Below are 19027 nucleotides of genomic sequence, written 5' to 3'. Positions count from 1 at the left end.
TAACCACAGGGTTGGGTTGTTGAAGGAGGCTATGGCCCCAGCACCGTGCAACAATGACCATCGGTGGTTATGGGTCCCGGCCTTCGCCGGGACGACACCGAGTTTGATGCACGATCTGACTCGCCCTACGCCACCCTACCACGCATCGATGCACGGCCGCTTGCGGTGGGTCCGCGGCTCAGCTTTCGGCACCGAGCGCAGGCCGGCCATGATCCAGTGCCGGGTGTCGGCGGGATCGATCACCTCGTCGATCTCGAGCACCGAGGCGATCGAGACCGCCTTGCCGTTGGCGTAGAGCTCGGCGACCTTGGTCTGGAAATACTTCTCGCGCTCGACCGGGTCCTCGATCGCCTCCATCTCCTTGCGGAAGCCGAGGCGGACATAGCCTTCGAGGCCCATGCCGCCGAACTCGCCGGTCGGCCACGCCACCGTGAAGAACGAGGCGTGGAAGCCGCCGCCGATCATCGATTGCGCCCCTAAGCCATAGCCCTTGCGCAGCACGACGCCGAACAGCGGCACCGTGATGCTGGCGCCGGTGACGAACATCCGCGCGACATGGCGCACGATCGCGGTCTTCTCGGCCTCGGGGCCGACCATGAAGCCCGGCGTGTCGCAGAGCGAGACGATCGGGATGTCGAAGGCGTCGCACAGCTGCATGAAGCGCGCGGCCTTGTCGCCGGCAGGTGCGTCGATCGCGCCGCCGAGATGCTTTGGATTGTTGGCGATCAGGCCGAACGGCTTGCCCTCGATGCGGATGAAGGCGGTGATCATGCCGACGCCGAAATCGCGCCGGATCTCCAGCACCGAGCCTTCGTCGGCGATCAGGTCGATCACGTTGCGGATGTCGTAGACCCGCAGGCGATTTTCCGGGATCGCACGGCGCAGCAGCCGCTGGTCCGGCGCCTTCCAGTCCTGCACCGCGCCCTGGAAGTAGGACAGATATTTCTGTGCCACCGTGGTCGCCTCGGCCTCGTCCTCGACCAGGATGTCGATCACGCCGTTCGGCGACTGGAAGGAGACCGGGCCGACCTCGGCCGGATGGTAGACGCCGAGCCCGCCGCCCTCGATCATCGCCGGACCGCCCATGCCGATCGACGCATTCCGAGTGGCGATGATGACATCGCAGACGCCGAGCATCGCGGCATTGCCGGCGAAGCAATAGCCGGAGACCACGCCGACCACGGGCACCAGTCCGGAGAGTTTTGCGAACTGCACGAAGGACGGGCCGTCGAGGCCGGTCATGCCAAGCCGGTCGGTATCGCCGGGACGCCCGCCGCCGCCCTCGGCATAGAACACCAGCGGCATGCGCCACTGCTCGGCGAGGCCGAGCATGCGGTCGATCTTCTTGTGGTTCATATGGCCCTGGGTGCCGGCGAGCACGGTGTAGTCGTACGAGATCACCATGCAGCGCGCGCCGTCGGCGCCGAAATCCTTGGCGTTGACGGTGGCGACGCCTGATATCAGGCCGTCGGCCGGCGTGTTCTTGATGAGATCCTCGACCTTGCGGCGGCGGCGCTGCGCCGCGATCGCGAGCGACCCGTATTCGACGAACGAGCCCTCATCGACCAGCTGCGCGATGTTCTCGCGCGCGGTGCGCTGGTTGGTCTTGCGGCGGCGCTCGACCGAGGCCGGGCGGTTCTCGTCCAGTGTGATCGCCTTACGCGCGATCAGCTCGGCGAGGTCAGGCCGGATGTGATCGAGATCGATCGCGGCCTCTTCCGCCGCGTGATGGCCGTCGACCTCGGCAGGCTCGAGGAACAGGATCGGCTCGCCATGCATCAGGGTGACACCGATGCCGCCCGCGATCCTGGTCACCCGGCCGCCATGTGGTGCGGTGACGAGATGCTCCATCTTCATCGATTCCAGCACCGCGATCTGCTGGCCGGGCCGAACCAGATCGCCCTCCGCGACCTCGATCGCCACGATCGTGCCCTGCAGCGGCGCGGGCACCGGGAGCGATCCCTCGGGGGCGGCTTCGACAGCAACGGCCTTGGTCGCAGCCGCCTCGCTCACCTCGATCAATGGTGCGGCGAGATCCTGCGCCGCGCCGACCAGCGCCGCAACATGGGTGTCGATGAAATTGGTGCTGATCTTGTTCCGGCCAAAGCTCTGGTGCGCCAGGATGGCGCCGAGGAACGGGATGTTGGTGGCGACGCCGCCGATCCGAAATTCGCGCAAGGCGCGCGATGCCTTGTGCACCACGTCGGTCCACTTTGGGCTCGGCGAATGCACGATGACTTTTGCCAGCAGCGAGTCGAACGCGGCAGAGGTCCGGTAACCGGAATAGCCGAACGTATCGACGCGAACGCCGGGGCCGGACGGCAGGTCGAACACACTGAGCGTGCCGCCGGTTGGCTTTGTGATGCCCTTCTCGTCCATCACCTCCATGTTGACGCGAAGCTGCATCGCATAGCCGCGCGGCAGCGGCACGGTGGCCTGCGCCAGCCCAAGCGAAGCGAGCGTGGCGCCGGCGGCGACCGCGAGCTGCGCGCGCACGAGGTCGACGCCGAGCACCTCCTCGGTGACGGTGTGCTCGACCTGCAGTCGCGGATTGGCCTCGATGAAGGCGAAGGCACCCTCACCTTCGCCGGCTTCGTCATCGACCAGGAATTCGAAGGTGCCGAGGTTGTCGTAGCGCGCAGCCGTGGCAAGCTGCTTCGCCGCCTCGATGATGCGCGCGCGCATTCCCTCGCTCAGCGACGGGCTCGGCGCCACCTCGATGAGCTTCTGGTTGCGGCGCTGGATGGTGCATTCGCGCTCCCAGAGATGGCTGATGGCGCCGTAACGGTCGCCGATGATCTGCACCTCGATATGGCGGGCCTTGCGGATCAGCCGTTCGACATAAACGGCATCGCTGCCGAACGCCGCTTTGGCCTCCGACTGGCAGCGCGCATAGGCCTCGTCGAGCTTGGCGGCATCCTCGACCACCCGCATGCCGCGCCCACCGCCGCCGGCGATCGCCTTGATCATCACGGCGGCGCCGGCGCCGAGCGCGGCGAAGAACGCCTTTGCCTCGTCGAGACTGGTCGCGCCTGATGTGCCGGCAATGATCGGGACGCCGCATTTTTTCGCCAGCGCCTTTGCCTTGGCCTTGTCGCCGAACAGATCGAGCGCCTCTGGCGACGGGCCGACGAAGGTGATCTTGTCCTCGGCACAGCGCCGCGCCAATTGGGTGTTCTCGCTGAGGAAGCCGTAGCCTGGATGCAACGCGTCGCAGCCCGCGGCCTTGGCCGCCGCAACCACCGCCTCGATGTCGAGATAGGCCCGCGCGCCGCGGCCGGGAATCTCGCGCGCCTCGTCGGCGGCGCGGACATGCAGAGAGGCGGCATCATCGGCGGGATAGATCGCGACCGTGGCGAGGCCGCTGTCGGCAGCGGCACGGGCAATCCGGATCGCGATCTCACCGCGGTTGGCAATCAGCAATTTCTTGAAGGACATGATCGGTTCCGTAAGTTTGCTACCTCGCCCCGCCTGCGGGGAGAGGTGAAGAAATCGTGCGCGACCGGCCGACGTCTCACAGTCAGCGATCCTTCATGGTCGGATCGAGCACGACACGCAAGGATTCCCCGAGCGCATTGAACGCCAGGGAGACGACGAGAATGGCAAGGCCCGGCGCATACATCTGCTCCGGGGCGATTTCCATGTATTGATAGGCGCGCGCCAGCATGGCGCCCCAGCTCGGGTCCGGCGGCTGGATGCCGAGGCCGAGGAACGACAGGCTGGCTTCGGCCAAGAGGGCAGCGGCGAGCAAGAGCGTCACTTGCACGATGACCGGCTGCAGCGTGTTCGGCAGCACGTGCCGCCACAGCACATGCCATGTCGGCGCGCCGAAGCCTCTGGAGGCGTCGACATAGAGCTCCTGCCGCACGATCAGCGTGCGGGCGCGGACGATGCGCGCCAGCGCCGGAAACATCGTGATGCCGACCGCGATCATGCCGTTGGTCAGCCCGATGCCGAGCGCGCCGGTGACGGCGATCGCCAGCACGATGGCGGGGAACGACAGGAAGGTGTCGATGATGCGGCTGATGATGTCGTCGATCCAGCCGCCGAAATAGCCGGCGATCAGGCCGACCGGCAGCCCGATCAGGACCGCGACGCCGACCGCAAGCAGGCTAGCATAGACGGTGGCCGGCGCGCCGTAGATCAAGCGGGAGAAGATGTCGCGGCCGAGATCGTCGGTGCCGAGCAGATGGGCCGGCCCCGGCGGCGCCAGCATGTTGTTGACGTCCTGCGCGGTTGGCGCATAGGGCGCGATCCAGGGCGCGCCGATCGCGACGACGACGAGCACCACGAGCACCAGGATCGACAGCGCGGCGCGGAGGTCGCCGGCGAGCCAGCGCGCAAAGCGCCGTAGCCGCGTCGGCCGCGCCGGTGCCTTCAGGGGAGCGAGCGCCACCTCGGTCATTGCTCGATCCTCGGATCGACCGCGGCGCAGAGCAAATCGGTGATCAGGTTCACCGCGATCACAACCACCACCATGGTGAAGACGACGCCCTGCACGATCGGGAAATCGCGCTGGATCGCGCCGCGCACGATCAGGCTGCCCAGGCCGGGAATAGCGAACACCGCCTCGATCACCACGGTTGCCGCCAGCATGCGGTTGACCAAAAGGCTGATGATGGTGAGCAGATTGACGCCGACATTCTTCAGGCCGTGCTGCCAGAGGATGCGGGACATCGACAGCCCCTTGGCATGCAGCGTGCGGACATATTGCGATGACAGCACCTCCAGCAGCGCCCCGCGCAGCTGGCGCGCGACCTCGGCCATACCGTAGGCCGCGATCGCGATGCCAGGCAGTAGCGCATGCCTGATCGCATCGACCGGCGAGGCGCTGAAGGATTTTGCGCCGGTCGCCGGCAGCCAGTTCAGCTTCAGCGAGAATTCCGCCACCAGGATCATCGCGAGCCAGAAGCCGGGCACCGCGACGCCGAGCGACGCCAGCATGCTGATCAGCTTGTCGATCCAGCCGTTCGGCTTGATCGCGGCCATCACGCCCATCGGGATGCCGGTGACCAGCGCCAGCGCCAGCGCGATCACGACGATCAGCAGCGTGTTCGGAAACGCGCGCCCGATCGAGTCCGCGACCTTCTCGCCGGTCAATAGCGATTGCGAGAGATCGCCTTGCGCGACATTGCCGAGCCAGGCGCCGTATTGCACCAGGAACGGGCGGTCGAGGCCGTAGATCTTCCTGATCTCGGTGATCCGCGCGTCGGTCGCGTTGTCGCCCGCCAGCGTCACGGCGATGTCGCCGGGCACCAGCTTGAGTAGCGCGAACACCATGAAGGTCGCGAGCAGGATCACCGGCAGCGCCTGCACGAGGCGGCTGCCGACGACCTTGACCGGTGACCGCCGCGCCATCGCCTAACTCCCGAGCCAGACGTCGTCGTATTTCGGCTTGCCAAGCAGGTTCGGCCGATAGCCCTGCACCTTCTTGTTCATGGCGACCAGCTCGAACTGGAACGCCAGCGGCGCGACAAAGGCGTTCTCCATCACCAGCCGCTGCACGGTGGAAAACGCCTTGCGCCTGGTGTCGATGTCCTCCGAGGCGCGCGATTCCTTGATCGCGGCCTCGAGCTCGGCCGGCACCGGCGCGCGGCCGCCATTGTAATAGGCGTCCTTGGTGAACATCAGCGAATAGGTCAGGCTCGGGTCGGGCCGGCCGGTCCAGGCCGAGAGCAGCCCTGCCCCCTTCTTCTCCGGACCGAAGAAGGCCGCGGAAGCTTCCGCGATCGGGGCGTTGACGAAGCGCACACCGATGCCGGCCTTGCGCAATTGCTCGATCAGGATCTCCTGACGCTGCACCGAATCCTGGTCCGGATAGCCGCCGAGCTCGATCTGGGTACCCTCCTTGAAGCCGGCCTCGGCGAGCAGCTTGCGCGCTCGGTCGGGATCATAAGGATAGAGTTTTGCGACCTCCGCGTCGTATGCCCAATGCGCCTTCGGCAGGTTCATGTAGGCGGGCTCCGCAAGACCTGCGAGCGCGGCCTTGACGAAGGACTCGCGATCGATCGCGAAGTTGAGCGCCTGACGGACCTTGAGATTGTCGAACGGCGGCTTGGCCCAGTTGAGGAAGATCTGAAGCACGTACAGCGTCGGGCCATGCACCACCTTGACGCTCGAGGCGCGCTCGATGATCACCTTCTGCCGCGGCGGCAGCTGGTAGATCAGATCGTTCTGCCCGGCGGTGACCGAGCGGGCGCCGGTGGTGAGCTCGGGAATGATCGAGATCTCGATGGCGTCAGGAAGCGGCCGCTCCGGCTTCCAGTATTTCTCGTTGCGCTTGACCACGATCTTCTCGCCGTCGGCCCAGCTGACGAACGAATAGGCGCCGGCGCCGACCGGCTTGCGCGTCACGACGCCGCCCTCGGCCGCCTTCAGCGCCGTCGGCGACACCATCATGCCCGCGCGGTCGGAGAGAATCCCGGGCAGCGCGGTATCGGGTGTCTTCAGCTTCAACGTCACCTGCTGCGGGCCAGTGACCTCGACCGCGGCGACGGAGAGCAGGTCGGCCTTGATGTTCGACTTCGCATCGCTGCGGTTGCGCTCGAGATTGAACTTGACCGCTTCCGCATCGAGCGGCGTGCCGTCATGGAAGGTGACGCCGGCGCGGATGTTGAGCACCAGCGTGGTGGGGTCGGTGAACTTCCAGCTTTCGGCAAGGCCGGGCTTCGGCTTCAGCGTGTCGAATTCCCATTCGGTCAACGTATCGTACATCGTGAACAGGAAGGCGTGGTCGGAGCCGGCGCCGCCGGTCGCCGGATCGAGGCTCGACGGATTGGCCGGCGCCGAGATGCGCAAGGTGCCGCCCTTCTTCGGCGCGCCTTCCGCAAACGCACGGCCGCTGAGCGTGGTGCTGGCCAATGCGCCCGAGATCAGCGCCATGGCCTCGCGTCGTGTCGTCATTGTCATGGCGTCGTCTCCGGTTGTGAGTTCGGCGAAAAATTCAGGCGGTCGGCGAAATGGCAGGCCACCCAGTGATCGGGCTTCAGCTCGCGCCACTCCGGCACGCGGTCGGTGCAGAGCGGCTGCGCGTGCGGGCAGCGGGTACGGAAGCGGCAGCCCGAGGGCGGATCGATCGGGCTCGGCACCTCGCCCTGCAGGACGATGCGGCTCTCCTGCCGCATCGTGGATGGCAGCGGCCGCGGCTCGGCTGACAGCAGCGCGATCGTGTAGGGATGCAGCGGGCGCTCGGCGACCTCCTCGGTCGGCCCGAGCTCGACGAACTGGCCGAGATACATCACCGCGACGCGCTCGCTGATATGCGAGACCACGGCGAGATCATGGGTGATGAAGACGTAGGTCAGCCCGAGGTCGCGCTGCAGATCGGCAAACAGATTGAGCACGTCGCCGCGGATCGACATGTCGAGCGCGGCCACCACCTCGTCGCAGACGATCAGTTTGGGTTTGAGCGTCAGCGCGCGGGCGATCACGACGCGCTGCTTCTGGCCGCCGGACAGCTGATGCGGGTAGCGCGCACCGAACTCCTGCGGCAGGCCGACGCGCTCCAGCGCCTCCCGCGCCTGCCGCTCGCGCTCGGCACGGCTGCCGACACGCGCGAGCTCCAGCGGCTCCAGCACCGAGGCCAGAATGGTCATGCGCGGATTGAGCGCGGCGTTCGGGTCCTGGAAGATGATCTGGTAGTCGCGGCGATGGTTTTGAAACTCCCGGCGTGGCAGCGCCGTTGGATCGATGCCGTCATGCAGGATGGCGCCGGCGCTGGGATTGAGCAGGAACACCAGCGCGCGGCCGATCGTGGTCTTGCCCGAACCGGACTCCCCGATGATGCCGAAGGTCTCGCCGCGGCGGACGTCGAAATTGACGCCGTCGACCGCCTTCACGGTGGCGCGGCGGTCCGAGGTCTGGAAGCGGACCTGAAGGTCGCGCACCGAAACGATGGCGTCGCGGCGCGGCTCGGCATCGGCTGTGGTCATTGCGTCGCGACCTTCGCAGCGGCCGATGCGCCGGGCGGATGCAGCGCGCCCGGCAGATTGAGCTCGGCAAAGCGCCAGCAGCGCACTCTTCTGCCGCCGCCGGCGTCCTGCAGCTTCTGCTCGGCCTCGCAACCCTTCACCGCATACGCGCAGCGGGCCCGGAAGCGGCAGCCATTCGGCATCTCCGCGATCGACGGCACCCGGCCCGGGATCGACGGCAGCCGGCCGTGGCGCGGGCTCAAATGCGGCAGCGAGCGCAACAGTCCGGACGTGTAGGGATGCAGCGGCCGCACCAGCGCCTCGTCGACCGTGGCGTCCTCGATCACCTCGCCGGCATACATCGTGATCATCCGCGTGCAGGTCTCGGCGACGACGCCGAGATCGTGGGTGATCAGCATCAGCGCGGTCTTCGAGGTCTCGCTGATGTCGCGCAGCAGCTCGAGGATCTGCGCCTGCACGGTGACGTCGAGCGCGGTGGTCGGCTCGTCCGCGATCAGAAGCTGCGGCCCGCAGATCAAACTCGCCGCGATCATCACGCGTTGGCGCATGCCACCGGACAGCTGGTGCGGATAGTCGTCGATCCGCCGCTCGGGCGAGGCGATGCCGACGCGGCGGAGCATCTCCAGCGTTTTGGCGCGCGCCTCCTCATGGGAAACGTCGGTATGGACGCGCAGCGTCTCGGCGATCTGGTGGCCGACGGTGAAGACCGGGTCGAGCGCGCTCATCGGCTCCTGGAAGATCATCGCGATGCGCTTGCCCCGGATCGCGCGCATCTGCCGCGCGCTGCAGGAAGCGAGATCGACGCCGTCGAACAGGATCTTGCCGTCGAGGCCGGCAAAATTGCCTGGCAACAGCCGCAGGATCGACAGGCCGGTGATGGTCTTGCCGCAGCCGCTCTCGCCGACGATGCCGACGCGCTCGCCGGGCGCGATGTCGAAGTCGACGCGGCGCGTCGCCTGCCAGACGCCCTGCCCGGTCTTGAAGCGGATGCCGAGCCCGCGCACGGACAATAGCGGCGGCGCGCCGTCGCGCGCACCCTCCGCCCTGCGCTGTGCCGGCTGGCCTGCGTCCATCAGCCCGCCGCCCGCTTCTTTTCTTTCACCAGTTGCTCCTCCATCAGCATCTCGGTGCCGATGATGCCATCGCGGGCGAGTTCATCGAGCTCGGCGTCGGAAAGCCCGAGCATGCCGCCGAGGATCTCGCGGTTGTGCTCGCCGAGCGTCGGCGGCACCGAGCGGATCGCGAACGGCGCATCGCTCTCGCGAAACGGCATCGATGGCTGCGGATGTCGTCCGATGAACGCGCGGTCGACATGCTGGATGAAGCCGCGCGCGTGGAGCTGCGGATCCTCCAGGAGATCGATCGGCAGCCGCGCCACGCCGGAGGCAACGCCGGCAGATTGCAGCGCGGTCATCGCCGCATCGGCATCGCGCGCCGCGGTCCAGGCCGTGATCGCAGCCTCGATCTCGCCCTCGATAGCGCGGCGGCCCGTGGCCGTCTTGAGTGCCGCGTCCGCTGTCCAATCCTCGCGGCCGAGCAGCCGGGTGAGCTTTGGCCACATCGCATCGTCGGACACCGCGACGACGATCCAGTTGTCTTCTCCGGCGCAGCGAAAGCAGCCATGCGGCACGAAATCGGGATGGCGGTTGCCGTATTTGGTCGGCGGCTCGCAACTGGTCGAATGCGCCACGATCCAGGGCGCGGCGAACGGCATCATGCATTCGATCTGGGCGAGATCGATGAACTGCCCCTGTCCCGTCAGTTTGGCGTGGATCAGCGCGGTCAGCACCGCGGCGGCGCCGTTGAGCCCGCCGACGGCGTCGCCGAACGCGGTATGGCTCATGACCGGCGGACCATCGGGATCGCCGACCACGCTGGGCAGGCCGGAGCCCTGCTCCAGCGTCGAGCCGTAAGCGCGGCAGTCGCGATGCACGCTGCCGGCACCGAACGCCGACATCGACATCATCACCAGCTTGGGATTGATCTTGCTGAGCACGTCGTAGCCGAGGCCGAGCTTGGGCAGCACCTCGACCGAATAATTGTCGACCACGAGGTCGGCATCGGCGAGCAGGCGCTTGGCCAATTCAAGCCCCTTCGACCGGGTCAGATCGAGCGTGATGCCGCGCTTGTTGCGGTTCATGATGCAGTAGCGCACCGACTTCTCGTACATCTGCTCCAGCACATAGGCCGGACGGCGGTCGACGCCGCGCCACCAGTCCGGATACTGGGTCGCCTCGATCTTGATGACGTCGGCGCCGAGATCGGCGAGCGTGCGGGTGCAGATCGGCCCGGCCCAGCCCATCGAAAAGTCGACGACGCGGATGCCCTCGAGCGGCAAGCGATCGGTTGCAGCGGGCTTGGGCGCCGGCACGCGCGGCGCAGCCTCGCGCCTCGCCTGCTGCTCGCCGAGATCAGGCACCCGGCCGCCGCGCAGCGGCGGCGTTGCGGTCAGCCGCTGCATCGTGCCGGCGGAAAAGCCGGTCTCGTCACCGATGGTGATCGGGACGATGGCGCCACGCGCACGCTTCTCCTCATCGGCGATGAGATCCGCGACCTCCGGCACCGGCACGATCGGAATCTTGCGCTTGAGCCCTTCGGCGAACCATTCCTGCGCGGTGCGCTGCTTCAGCTTCGGCAGGATCTTGGCTTCGATCTCGGCGACATGGCGCAGCCGGTCGACCCCCATGACCAGTGTCGGATCGTCGCGCAGCTCGTTGAGCCCGAGCATCTCGCAGAACGCGCGCCACTGCGCCGGGGTCACCGTGGTGACGCCGAGCCAGCCCTGCTTGGTCTCGTAGATGCCGACCGGAAAGGTCGGCCAGAACCGGTTGACGCCGATCCGCCGCATGATGTCGCCGCGCTGGAATGCCTCGAACATGATGTATTCGGTGACGGCGATAGAGGCCTCGAACAGGCTGAGATGGTTTTCGCGCCCGCGCCCATCGTGCATGCGGCCGAGCACCGACGAAGCGGCCGCGATGAAGCTCCACAGCCCGCCCAGAATGCCGGTCTGGAAATCCGGCGCATGCATCGGCGGCCCCTGCTCCGGACCGACCAGCTTCACCAGTCCGGTCAGCGCGCGGATCGTGGAGTCCGTCGCCGCGAAATTGGCGTAGGGACCGCGATCGCCGAACCAGGCGAGGTCGAGATGGATCAGGCCGGGATGGTCCCGCCTGATCGCGTCGAGATCGATCTCGGGACAATCCGCCGCAGCGATGCCGCGCCCGTCGAGCAGGATGTCGCAGCCGGCAATCAGCTCCCGCAAGCGCGATACCGCACCCGCATCGCGCGTGTCGAGCACGACACTCGACTTGTTGAAGTTGAGGAACGCAAACCACGCGCTCCGGCCTTTGGGCGTCAGCGGCGCGGTGCGGCGAAGCGGATCGCCGTGCCGCGGCTCGACCTTCTGCACATCGGCGCCGAAATCGGCAAACAGCCGCGCGCAATAGCTCGTCGCCGCAGCACTTCCGATCTCGACAATCCGCAGATGCGATAACGCGCCCATCAGGCTTCCTCGCGACACATGACCAGCCGGTGACAGCGACTGATTCAGTCTTCTTGTTGGGTGAACTTGAAGCCGCGCGACGAGTGTGATGCAAGTGGAATTTTCTTCCGCTTGACGGAATTATCGAGCGTTTGACCGAAGCTGCTGCTCAGCGCGAAGCGAAGATTGTGCAGCTAATTGCAGGTGAGCTGCGCTTCGAACCAGTGTTGCACTGAGTTCGACAATCGCGGCCATGCGCGCAAGACATGCGCGTATGTGGCCGCGCTCGTGCGGGTGATGCCGCGCAGTTCCTGCTCAATGGCGGGAAGATCAACACCGAGGCACCGGCCGGCCCTGGCGACAGTGCGACCATCGACCACAAGCTCTGAGATCAGCGACGCATTGCCGCGCGCGAACAAGAGGTCGAGCGGATCGGCATCGAGAATCTGATCACCCTCGAGGCGATCGAGATCGATGCTGACGAAATCGGCCGGCGCACCGACCGCGAGCTCGCCGGTGCCCGGCGCGCCGGTGGCGCGGCGGCCGTTGCGGATCGCGAGCGTGAAGAATTCCTGAGCAGTCCATGTACGTTTGAAGCCGAGACCACCGTGCATCATCTGCACCAGCCGCATCTCGCGCAGCACGTCGTCATCCTCATCGAGCGCCAGGCCATCGACGCCGACGGCAATTCCGCAACCGCAGGCGTGCGCCGCGGCGATCGGCGCGAGCCCCGAGCGCAGATGCAGGTTGGAGGAAAAATTGGTGACGATGCGTGCGCCCGACGCCGCGATCATCTCGAGCTCGTCGGGCCGCGCGTGGATGCAATGCGCGAGCGTCAGCCGCTCCGAGAGGAAGCCGATATCGCGGAGATAGCGCACGATGCCGCCGGGAAAATGCTGGTCGGCCCAGGTGCGCTGGTAGGTGGTCTCGAGCAGATGCACGTGGATGCGGCGGCCGGTCCGCGCCGAGTTCTCCGCGACCGCCTCCAGCAGCGGCTTCGAGCACCACTGCACCCCGGCCGGCCCAAGCTGCACATCAACCTTCGGCCCGCCGATCGCAGCCGCGATCGCGTCGGTCAGCTCGATATACGCTTTTGGCGACATCGGGGCCCGCACGAACAGCTGCTCGATCGTCTTGCGGTCGTCGGCCGGAAGGTCTGACAGCACCGGTTTGCTGTCGCCATAGACGATCGGGTTCTGGTCGCGCACCGCGATCGCAAAGGCGATGCGGATGCCGACATCGCCGGCGGCGCGAGCGATCGCCCTGGCTTCATCGACGAGCGGCATGGTGCCACTCGGGCGGGTGTAGTGCACCATCATTGCCGCGCAGCCGGCCTGCGCCGCGCGGGCAAACGCCGAGGCCGCGGTGAGATAGGGATCGACCGGCGTGCCGACCACCGTGCGCAGGATCCAGCTCTCCAGCGGCATGCCGACCGCGCCGAAGCTCGAGGCGCGCGGGCGGGCGTGGTCGTGGGCGTCGACGAAGGCGGGAAGGACAAGGGAACGCGGGCCTGTCGCCGGGCGCGCGGCTTCGGAAATATCGGTGATGACGCCGCCGTCGTGACGGAGCACGACGTCGTTGCGGATGTCGTGGTCAGAACCGCAGAACAGACGGGTTGCCGTGACGTCCATCGGTCCCTCCGCCGTCATTGCGAGCCACCCGGTCGGCGCGAAGCGCCGCCGAATGACAGGCTCCGCGAAGCAATCCATGCCCCCGCATGCGGAAAGATGGATTGCTTCGCCGCTTCGCTCCTCGCAATGACGAACTGCGTCAATTCGCCGTATACACCAGCTCCCGCTCCGCGCGCGGCGGCAGGAATTCCCGCGAAAACACTTCGGCCGGGGCCGGCGTGCGGGTGAGCTGGTAGCCTTCGACGATGAAGCCGATGGCGCGCGCCATGCGGTCGTCCTTGACGTCGCCGATGCCGATGTCCTTCATCTCCGGCGAGACGATCAGCTTCTCGAAGGAATATTGCAGCCGGCGCTTCTCGACATCGACATTGATCAGATTGTCATAGTTCAGCGCCGCCTTCATGGCCGCGTTCTGGTCCTTGGCGACCGCGACCGCGCCCTTGTTGATGGCGCGCACCAGACCGGCCACCGCCTTCGGGTTCGAGGCGATCAGCTTGCGCGAGACCATCACGCCGTTGGAATAGAGGTCGAGCCCGTAATCGCCGAACGAGAACCATTTGAAGTCCTTGTCGGGGTCCTGGCGGTTCAGCACCAGGTTGAAATAGCTCGTGATATTGAACACCAGCGCGGCGTCGATGTCGCCCTTGATCAGCATCGGCTCCTGCAGGTTCGGCGCCATGTTGGAGACCTTGATCTTCTCGCCATCGAGCCCGTTCTTGTGCACGAACACCGGCAACAGCCGCGTGGTCGGCGTCCCCTGCGCGCCGCCGAGCGTGTGGCCCTCGAAATCCTTGATCGTCTTGATGCCGCTCGAGTTCTTGGCGACGATCGCGAATGGCGGCTGGTTCCACATCATGTAGACCATGACCGGCGCATCCTGCGGCTTGGTCGCGGCGTTCTGGATGATCGCATTGACGTCGCCGAAGCCGGCGTCATAGGCGCCCGACATGATGCGCGTCACGGTCGCGCCGGAGCCTTCGCCCTGGTCGATCACGACGTTGAGGCCCTCTTCCTTGAAGTAGCCGTTGTCCTTGGCGTAGAAGAACGCGGCGTCCGAGCCTTGCGTCTTCCAGCCCAGCGTGAACTTGATGGTGGTGTCCTCGGCGCGCGCGGGACCGGCGACCAGGGCCAATCCCAACAGCGCGGCGCTTACTTTTCTCAGCATCGAGATCTCCTTAAGCTTCATTGCTTGACGGTCGACGAAGTGTCTCAAGTGGCGATGACATTGTCCTTGCGTGTCGCCCAGCCGGTGACCTGGCCCTCGATCAGCGAGAACAGGACGTAGAGCGCGACGCCGAGACCGGCGAGCACGAACAGCCCGGCGAACACCAGCGGCACGTTGAAATTGGAGGACGCGGTCATCATGACGTTGCCGATGCCGCGGTTTGAGGCGACGGTTTCCGACAGCACCGCGCCGACGAAGGCGTAGGAGACCGCGACCTTCAGCGAGGCGAAGAAGAACGGCATCGTCCTCGGCAGGCCGACGTTCCAGAGGATGTCGAACTTGCTGGCGCCGAGCGCCTTCAGCACGTCCTCAAGCTCGGGCTCGGTGGTGGCAAGGCCGGTGGCGATGTTGACGACGATCGGGAAGAAGCAGATCGACAGCGAGGTCAACACCGCCGGCACGGTGCCGGAGCCGAACCACAGCACGAAGATCGGCACCACGGCGACCTTGGGGATCGACGAGAAGCCGACCAGCAGCGGATAACAGGTGTCGTAGGCGGTTTTTGACACCCCGATCACGGCACCGAGCGCGACGCCGAGCGCCACGCCGAGCACGAAGCCGATCATGGTGGTGACCAGGGTCTGCACGATGTGCGGCCACAGGATCGGGAATTTCTCGAACAGCGTGACGAAGATTTGCGACGGCCGCGGCAACACGAGGTCCGACATCCCCGTCATCAGGCAGAACAATTCCCAGGCGACGAAGAACAGCACGATCAGGGCGGCGGACCAGGCCTTCTGCCTGATGTCTGACACGGACATGGTCAGGCTCCCTCGCGCGCCGCGCTGCGCGCATCGACGATGAAGGCGCGGAGCTTCTGGTTGAGCGCGACGAAGTCGGGCTCAAAGGTCATCGCCACGGTGCGCGGACGGGCGAAGTCGACCCTGGAGTCGTCGAGGATGCGGCCGGGCCGCGCGCTCATCACGCAGATACGGCTGGCGAGGAAGCCGGCCTCGCGCAGATCATGGGTGACCAGCAGCACGGTCGGCCTGTGGGTCATCCAGAGCTGCTGAAGGATTCCCCACAGCTCCTCGCGGGTGAACTGGTCGAGCGCGCCGAACGGCTCGTCGAGCAGCAGCATGCGCGGCTCGTGGATCAGCGCGCGGCACAGATTGGCGCGCTGGAACATGCCGCCGGAGAGCTGCCACGGATAGCGGCCGCCGAACCCCTTCAGCCCGACCTGCTCGAGCAACGCATTGGCCTTGTCGCGGAACTCGGTCTTGCGCAGCTTGCGGAACTGCGAGCGGAACGGCTCGACGATCTTCAGCGGCAGCATGATGTTCTTTTCGATCGTCATCCACGGCAGCATGGTCGGGTTCTGGAACGCCATGCCGACCCGCACCGCGCGCGCCGCGACCTCGCGGCCGCCGACGATGACGACGCCGGTGGTCGGCCGCGCCAGGCCGGAAACCAGCCGCAGGATGGTGGACTTGCCGCAGCCGGACGGGCCGACCAGCGCGACGAACTCGCCGTCGGCGATCCGCAGCGTGGTTGTCGACAGTGCCGGCACGGCGCGGGCGCCGCGGCCGAAGGTCACGGAGGCGTCCGACAGCTCGATCGCGGTCGGCGCGGATCCGGCGGCCATCGGCTCGCCGGCAAATTCGGAGTTTGGTTGCATGCGCATCACGAGCAAAGTGCATGCAAGCCGGATGCCAGCGGCCGTAGCGTTGAAAATCAAGGAGATCGCGCGTTCCGCGCCTCAAAGGCCGGATTCCTTTTGGGCAATCCGCGGCTCAAACTGCATGCAATTCGAGCGCCCGATTGCTCTGGCGGTATGATAAAGAGGTGTTCGAAGCACCTTCGAGAAGGATTCGCGGCAATGGCGGGGCGCGCCGACAGCAGCAAGACGGCTGAATCGTCAGACAAGGTCAGCGTGATCTGCCGCGCGCTGCGGCGCGCGATCATCGAGCAGGCGCTGGAGCCCGGCGCCAAGCTGCCCGAGGATTCGCTCGGCGAGCGCTTCGGCGTCAGCCGCACCATCGCACGGCATGCGCTCGGTCAATTGGCGGCCGAAGGCCTGGTCGAGCTGCGCCGCAACCGCATCGCCGTGGTGGCGACGCCGAGCTGGCAGGAGGCGCGCGATGCCTTCGATATTCGCATCGAGCTCGAGCGGCTGGTGGTGCGGCAGCTCGCGGGCAAGCTGACCAAGGCGCAGATCGCCGAGCTGAATGCCCATGTCGACGCCGAGGATCGCGCCCGCGACGGCACCGACGCGGTGTCGATCCGGCTCGCCACCGAATTCCACATCCTGCTCGCCCACATGACGAACAGCCCGATCCTGGTGCGCTATGTCAGCGAGGTCGCGTACCGCTGCTGCCTGACGCTGTCGCTGTACAGCCGGCCGCATTCGTCGGAATGCGCGATCAACGAGCACCGCGCGATCATCGCCGCGCTGGCGAAAGGCGACGTCGACAAGGTGATGGGGCTGATGCACAGCCATCTGGATTCCGTGGCGACCCGTGCGCTGGTCGCGCCGAGCCCGCAGCGCGGCCGCGATCTGCTGGATATTCTGGCCCCCTATGCCGACGAGGCAACCGGCGAAAAGGTGGTGAAGCTGCCGAAGGCGGCGCGGCGCTGATGCTCTTACCTCGCCCCGCCTGCGGGGAGATGTCGGATCGCATCGCAGATGCGATCCGGGTGAGGGGGTACAGGTCTATCCGCGGCCGATACTCGCGGATGCAGCCCCTCACCCCGACCCTCTCCCCGCAAGAGCGGGGCGAGGGAGAAGTGGCACCGCTTCCTACGCCTCGATCCCCCGCTGCATCAAAATCCACTCGGCGCTGTCGTTCCAAACGTCCATCTTGACGATCTGCCCGCCCCGCACCACGAAGCGATCGACATAACGGTTGCCTTCGAACGGCGTGCCGTCGGTCCATTCGCCGTAGAGCGTGCCGACGCTATAGACGACGGTCTCGTCCGTGCCGGGGCAGACATCGAAGCGGTCCATCTTCTTCTTCACCCAGCGATAGCGCTTCGCGTTGAAGCCGGTCGGCCCGCGCGGATGGTCGAATTTGCGCCCGCCGGTGAAGGTGATCACCGTGCCCGGCTTCATATAGGCCGCAGCCGCATCCGGATCGGGGATCATCGACGCCGTCAAATAGGCCTCGACGATCTCGGCATCGGACATCGGGCGGGCATCGGCTTTGGCGGGTGCGGACATGGCGGGTCTCCGGGGATAATCAGGACTCTACAATCTGGTCATCAAAGTGTATGCATATTTTTTAGACAATCGAACCATAAAACTGCACACAATCTGGTGCTGCCGGATCCTGGCCGTTCCGCTAGGCTCAGACCACCCTGATGTTTCCCTCGCCGATGATCGCGAAACCTGCCTTCGACCTCGTCTTCCGCAATGCCGTGACGCGCAGCTCTGCCGCCGCGGTCGATATCGGCATCGCCGGCGGCAGGATCGCCGCGATCGCGCCGCGCCTCGTGTGCGAGGCGGTCGAAGTCGACCTCAACGGCCGGCTGGCGTTGCCCGGCTTCGTCGACACCCATATCCATCTCGACAAGGCCTGCCTGCTCGGCCGCTGCGGCCACGATCACGCCAGCCTCGGCGAGGCGATCCGCGCGGTATCGGCGATGAAGCGCGACTTCACGATCGAGGATGTCCATGCGCGCGGCTCAAAAGTGATCGAGCGCGCAATCACGGCGGGCACCACGCGGATGCGGACGCATGTCGAGATCGACCCGAGGATCGGGCTGCGCGGCTTCGAGGCGGTCAAGGCCTTGAAACGCGACTATGCCTGGGCGCTCGACCTCTCGCTCTGCGCCTTTCCGCAAGAGGGCCTGACCAACGATCCCGGCGCCGACGAGCTCTTGGTCGCGGCGCTCAACGACGGTGCCGAGGCGGTCGGCGGCTGCCCCTATGTCGACAGCGATCCGAACGCGCATATCGCGCGCATCTTCGACCTCGCGCAGGAGTTCGACGTCGATGTCGACCTCCATCTCGATTTCGACCTCGATCCCTCCTGGTGGCACATGGAGGAGGTCTGCCGGCAGACCGAGCGGCGCAACTATCATGGGCGCGTCGCGATCGGGCACGCCACCAAACTCTCCGCGCTGCCGCCTGATCGGTTGAAGAAAGCCGGCGCTCGGCTCGCCGAGGCCGGTGTCGCGGTCACCGTGCTGCCGGCGACCGATCTCTATCTGATGGGCCGCGACGCCACCCACAACGCGCCGCGTGGGCTGACCGCCGCGCACCGGCTCGTCGCCGATGGCGTGCTGTGCTCGGTCGCGACCAACAATGTGCAAAATCCCTTCACGCCGTTCGGCGATGCTTCGCTGCTGCGGATGGCCAATCTCTACGCCAATGCGGCGCATGCCGGGATCGGCGAGTTCGACGCCTGCCTCGATCTCGTCACCGATCTGCCGGCGCGGCTGATGAACCTGAAGGATTACGGCATCACGGTCGGCAATCCCGCCGACATCGTCGTGCTCGATACCGACAGCGGAACCAACGCCATCGCCGAGCTGCCCGACGTGCTGATGGGCTTCAAGCACGGCCGCAAGACCTTCGAACGGCAGCGGCCGACGCTGTTCCGGCCTGACACCGAGATGTTTGTCCCGTCACCCTGAGGCGCGAGCTCTTGCGAGCCTCGAAGGATGCACGGCCCCGTGAGATCCACACGGAGAGAGCCGGCCCGTCGACACTTCGAGACGCGCGCAAGAGCGCGCTCCTCAGGGTGACGGTGAACGAAGAGGCGAGTGCCGCCTTGCCAATACGCATTGTCGCCTTGCCCTGGCGCGAATTGAC

Annotated in this window: 14 protein-coding genes; 2 read left to right on the top strand and 12 right to left on the bottom strand. The window is 66.4% G+C overall.

Annotation, left to right across the window (positions count from 1 at the left end):
* Nucleotides 1-135: 135 nt before the first annotated feature.
* The 11 genes from ACVI1L_RS26095 to ACVI1L_RS26045 all read right to left on the bottom strand — a co-directional run bounded on the left by ACVI1L_RS26095 (nt 136) and on the right by ACVI1L_RS26045 (nt 15889).
* The gene (locus tag ACVI1L_RS26095; RefSeq protein WP_456784236.1) at nt 136-3438 is read right to left on the bottom strand and encodes a carboxyl transferase domain-containing protein; all 3303 of its coding nucleotides are present in this window, start codon (nt 3436-3438) and stop codon (nt 136-138) included.
* 82 nt (nt 3439-3520) lie between these two features.
* Nucleotides 3521-4405 carry an ABC transporter permease gene (locus tag ACVI1L_RS26090; protein WP_028343670.1) on the bottom strand — a complete coding sequence of 295 codons (885 nt, stop codon included), beginning with the start codon at nt 4403-4405 and terminating at the stop codon, nt 3521-3523.
* Complete coding sequence (locus tag ACVI1L_RS26085) at nt 4402-5358, bottom strand: ABC transporter permease (RefSeq protein ID WP_057015154.1); 957 nt, start codon at nt 5356-5358, stop codon at nt 4402-4404. Before ACVI1L_RS26085 ends, ACVI1L_RS26090 begins: the two co-directional genes overlap by 4 nt.
* 3 nt (nt 5359-5361) lie before the next feature.
* On the bottom strand, nt 5362-6909 hold the full coding sequence (locus tag ACVI1L_RS26080; protein ID WP_057015153.1) for an ABC transporter substrate-binding protein: 1548 nt from the start codon (nt 6907-6909) through the stop codon (nt 5362-5364).
* Entirely contained in the window at nt 6906-7931 is a 1026-nt protein-coding gene (locus tag ACVI1L_RS26075) for an ABC transporter ATP-binding protein (RefSeq protein WP_456784235.1), read from the bottom strand. The genes ACVI1L_RS26080 and ACVI1L_RS26075 overlap by 4 nt, the downstream gene beginning before the upstream one ends.
* Entirely contained in the window at nt 7928-9004 is a 1077-nt protein-coding gene (locus tag ACVI1L_RS26070) for an ABC transporter ATP-binding protein (protein WP_057015151.1), read from the bottom strand. Before ACVI1L_RS26070 ends, ACVI1L_RS26075 begins: the two co-directional genes overlap by 4 nt.
* A complete protein-coding gene (locus tag ACVI1L_RS26065; protein WP_456784234.1) occupies nt 9004-11436 on the bottom strand; it encodes a CaiB/BaiF CoA transferase family protein in 2433 nt (810 codons plus the stop codon). Before ACVI1L_RS26065 ends, ACVI1L_RS26070 begins: the two co-directional genes overlap by 1 nt.
* A 173-nt stretch (nt 11437-11609) precedes the next feature.
* Nucleotides 11610-13046, bottom strand: coding sequence for an amidohydrolase family protein (locus ACVI1L_RS26060; RefSeq protein ID WP_456784233.1), 1437 nt, complete (start codon nt 13044-13046; stop codon nt 11610-11612).
* Nucleotides 13047-13185: 139 nt separating this feature from the next.
* The gene (locus ACVI1L_RS26055; protein WP_057015162.1) at nt 13186-14211 is read right to left on the bottom strand and encodes an ABC transporter substrate-binding protein; all 1026 of its coding nucleotides are present in this window, start codon (nt 14209-14211) and stop codon (nt 13186-13188) included.
* 44 nt (nt 14212-14255) lie between these two features.
* A complete protein-coding gene (locus ACVI1L_RS26050) occupies nt 14256-15032 on the bottom strand; it encodes an ABC transporter permease (protein ID WP_050425957.1) in 777 nt (258 codons plus the stop codon).
* A 2-nt stretch (nt 15033-15034) separates the two neighbouring features.
* Nucleotides 15035-15889 (bottom strand): ABC transporter ATP-binding protein, encoded by an 855-nt coding sequence (locus tag ACVI1L_RS26045; protein WP_456784232.1) that lies wholly within the window; start codon nt 15887-15889, stop codon nt 15035-15037.
* 201 nt (nt 15890-16090) lie between these two features.
* On the opposite strand from ACVI1L_RS26045, the gene ACVI1L_RS26040 reads away from it, so the two are divergent.
* The gene (locus ACVI1L_RS26040; protein WP_225163303.1) at nt 16091-16849 is read left to right on the top strand and encodes a GntR family transcriptional regulator; all 759 of its coding nucleotides are present in this window, start codon (nt 16091-16093) and stop codon (nt 16847-16849) included.
* A gap of 162 nt (nt 16850-17011) precedes the next feature.
* Here ACVI1L_RS26040 and ACVI1L_RS26035 read toward each other — a convergent pair whose 3' ends face one another.
* Nucleotides 17012-17431: a nuclear transport factor 2 family protein gene (locus ACVI1L_RS26035; protein ID WP_057015148.1), complete on the bottom strand. Its 420-nt coding sequence runs from the start codon at nt 17429-17431 to the stop codon at nt 17012-17014.
* Between the two features lie 155 nt (nt 17432-17586).
* Here ACVI1L_RS26035 and ACVI1L_RS26030 point away from each other — a divergent pair, with 155 nt between their 5' ends.
* A complete protein-coding gene (locus ACVI1L_RS26030) occupies nt 17587-18849 on the top strand; it encodes an amidohydrolase family protein (protein ID WP_057015160.1) in 1263 nt (420 codons plus the stop codon).
* Nucleotides 18850-19027: the final 178 nt, after the last annotated feature.

The organism is Bradyrhizobium sp. USDA 4516 (assembly GCF_054055915.1).
This window is presented reverse-complemented; position numbering and strand designations above follow the sequence as displayed.

Coding starts and splice junctions, on each gene's coding strand:
- ACVI1L_RS26060 (WP_456784233.1), bottom strand. CDS start 13,046: ATGGACGTCACGGCAACCCGTCTGTTCTGCGGTTCTGACCACGACATC.
- ACVI1L_RS26040 (WP_225163303.1), top strand. CDS start 16,091: ATGGCGGGGCGCGCCGACAGCAGCAAGACGGCTGAATCGTCAGACAAG.
- ACVI1L_RS26080 (WP_057015153.1), bottom strand. CDS start 6,909: ATGACAATGACGACACGACGCGAGGCCATGGCGCTGATCTCGGGCGCA.
- ACVI1L_RS26075 (WP_456784235.1), bottom strand. CDS start 7,931: ATGACCACAGCCGATGCCGAGCCGCGCCGCGACGCCATCGTTTCGGTG.
- ACVI1L_RS26090 (WP_028343670.1), bottom strand. CDS start 4,405: ATGACCGAGGTGGCGCTCGCTCCCCTGAAGGCACCGGCGCGGCCGACG.
- ACVI1L_RS26070 (WP_057015151.1), bottom strand. CDS start 9,004: ATGGACGCAGGCCAGCCGGCACAGCGCAGGGCGGAGGGTGCGCGCGAC.
- ACVI1L_RS26035 (WP_057015148.1), bottom strand. CDS start 17,431: ATGTCCGCACCCGCCAAAGCCGATGCCCGCCCGATGTCCGATGCCGAG.
- ACVI1L_RS26045 (WP_456784232.1), bottom strand. CDS start 15,889: ATGCAACCAAACTCCGAATTTGCCGGCGAGCCGATGGCCGCCGGATCC.
- ACVI1L_RS26095 (WP_456784236.1), bottom strand. CDS start 3,438: ATGTCCTTCAAGAAATTGCTGATTGCCAACCGCGGTGAGATCGCGATC.
- ACVI1L_RS26030 (WP_057015160.1), top strand. CDS start 17,587: ATGATCGCGAAACCTGCCTTCGACCTCGTCTTCCGCAATGCCGTGACG.
- ACVI1L_RS26055 (WP_057015162.1), bottom strand. CDS start 14,211: ATGCTGAGAAAAGTAAGCGCCGCGCTGTTGGGATTGGCCCTGGTCGCC.
- ACVI1L_RS26065 (WP_456784234.1), bottom strand. CDS start 11,436: ATGGGCGCGTTATCGCATCTGCGGATTGTCGAGATCGGAAGTGCTGCG.
- ACVI1L_RS26050 (WP_050425957.1), bottom strand. CDS start 15,032: ATGTCCGTGTCAGACATCAGGCAGAAGGCCTGGTCCGCCGCCCTGATC.
- ACVI1L_RS26085 (WP_057015154.1), bottom strand. CDS start 5,358: ATGGCGCGGCGGTCACCGGTCAAGGTCGTCGGCAGCCGCCTCGTGCAG.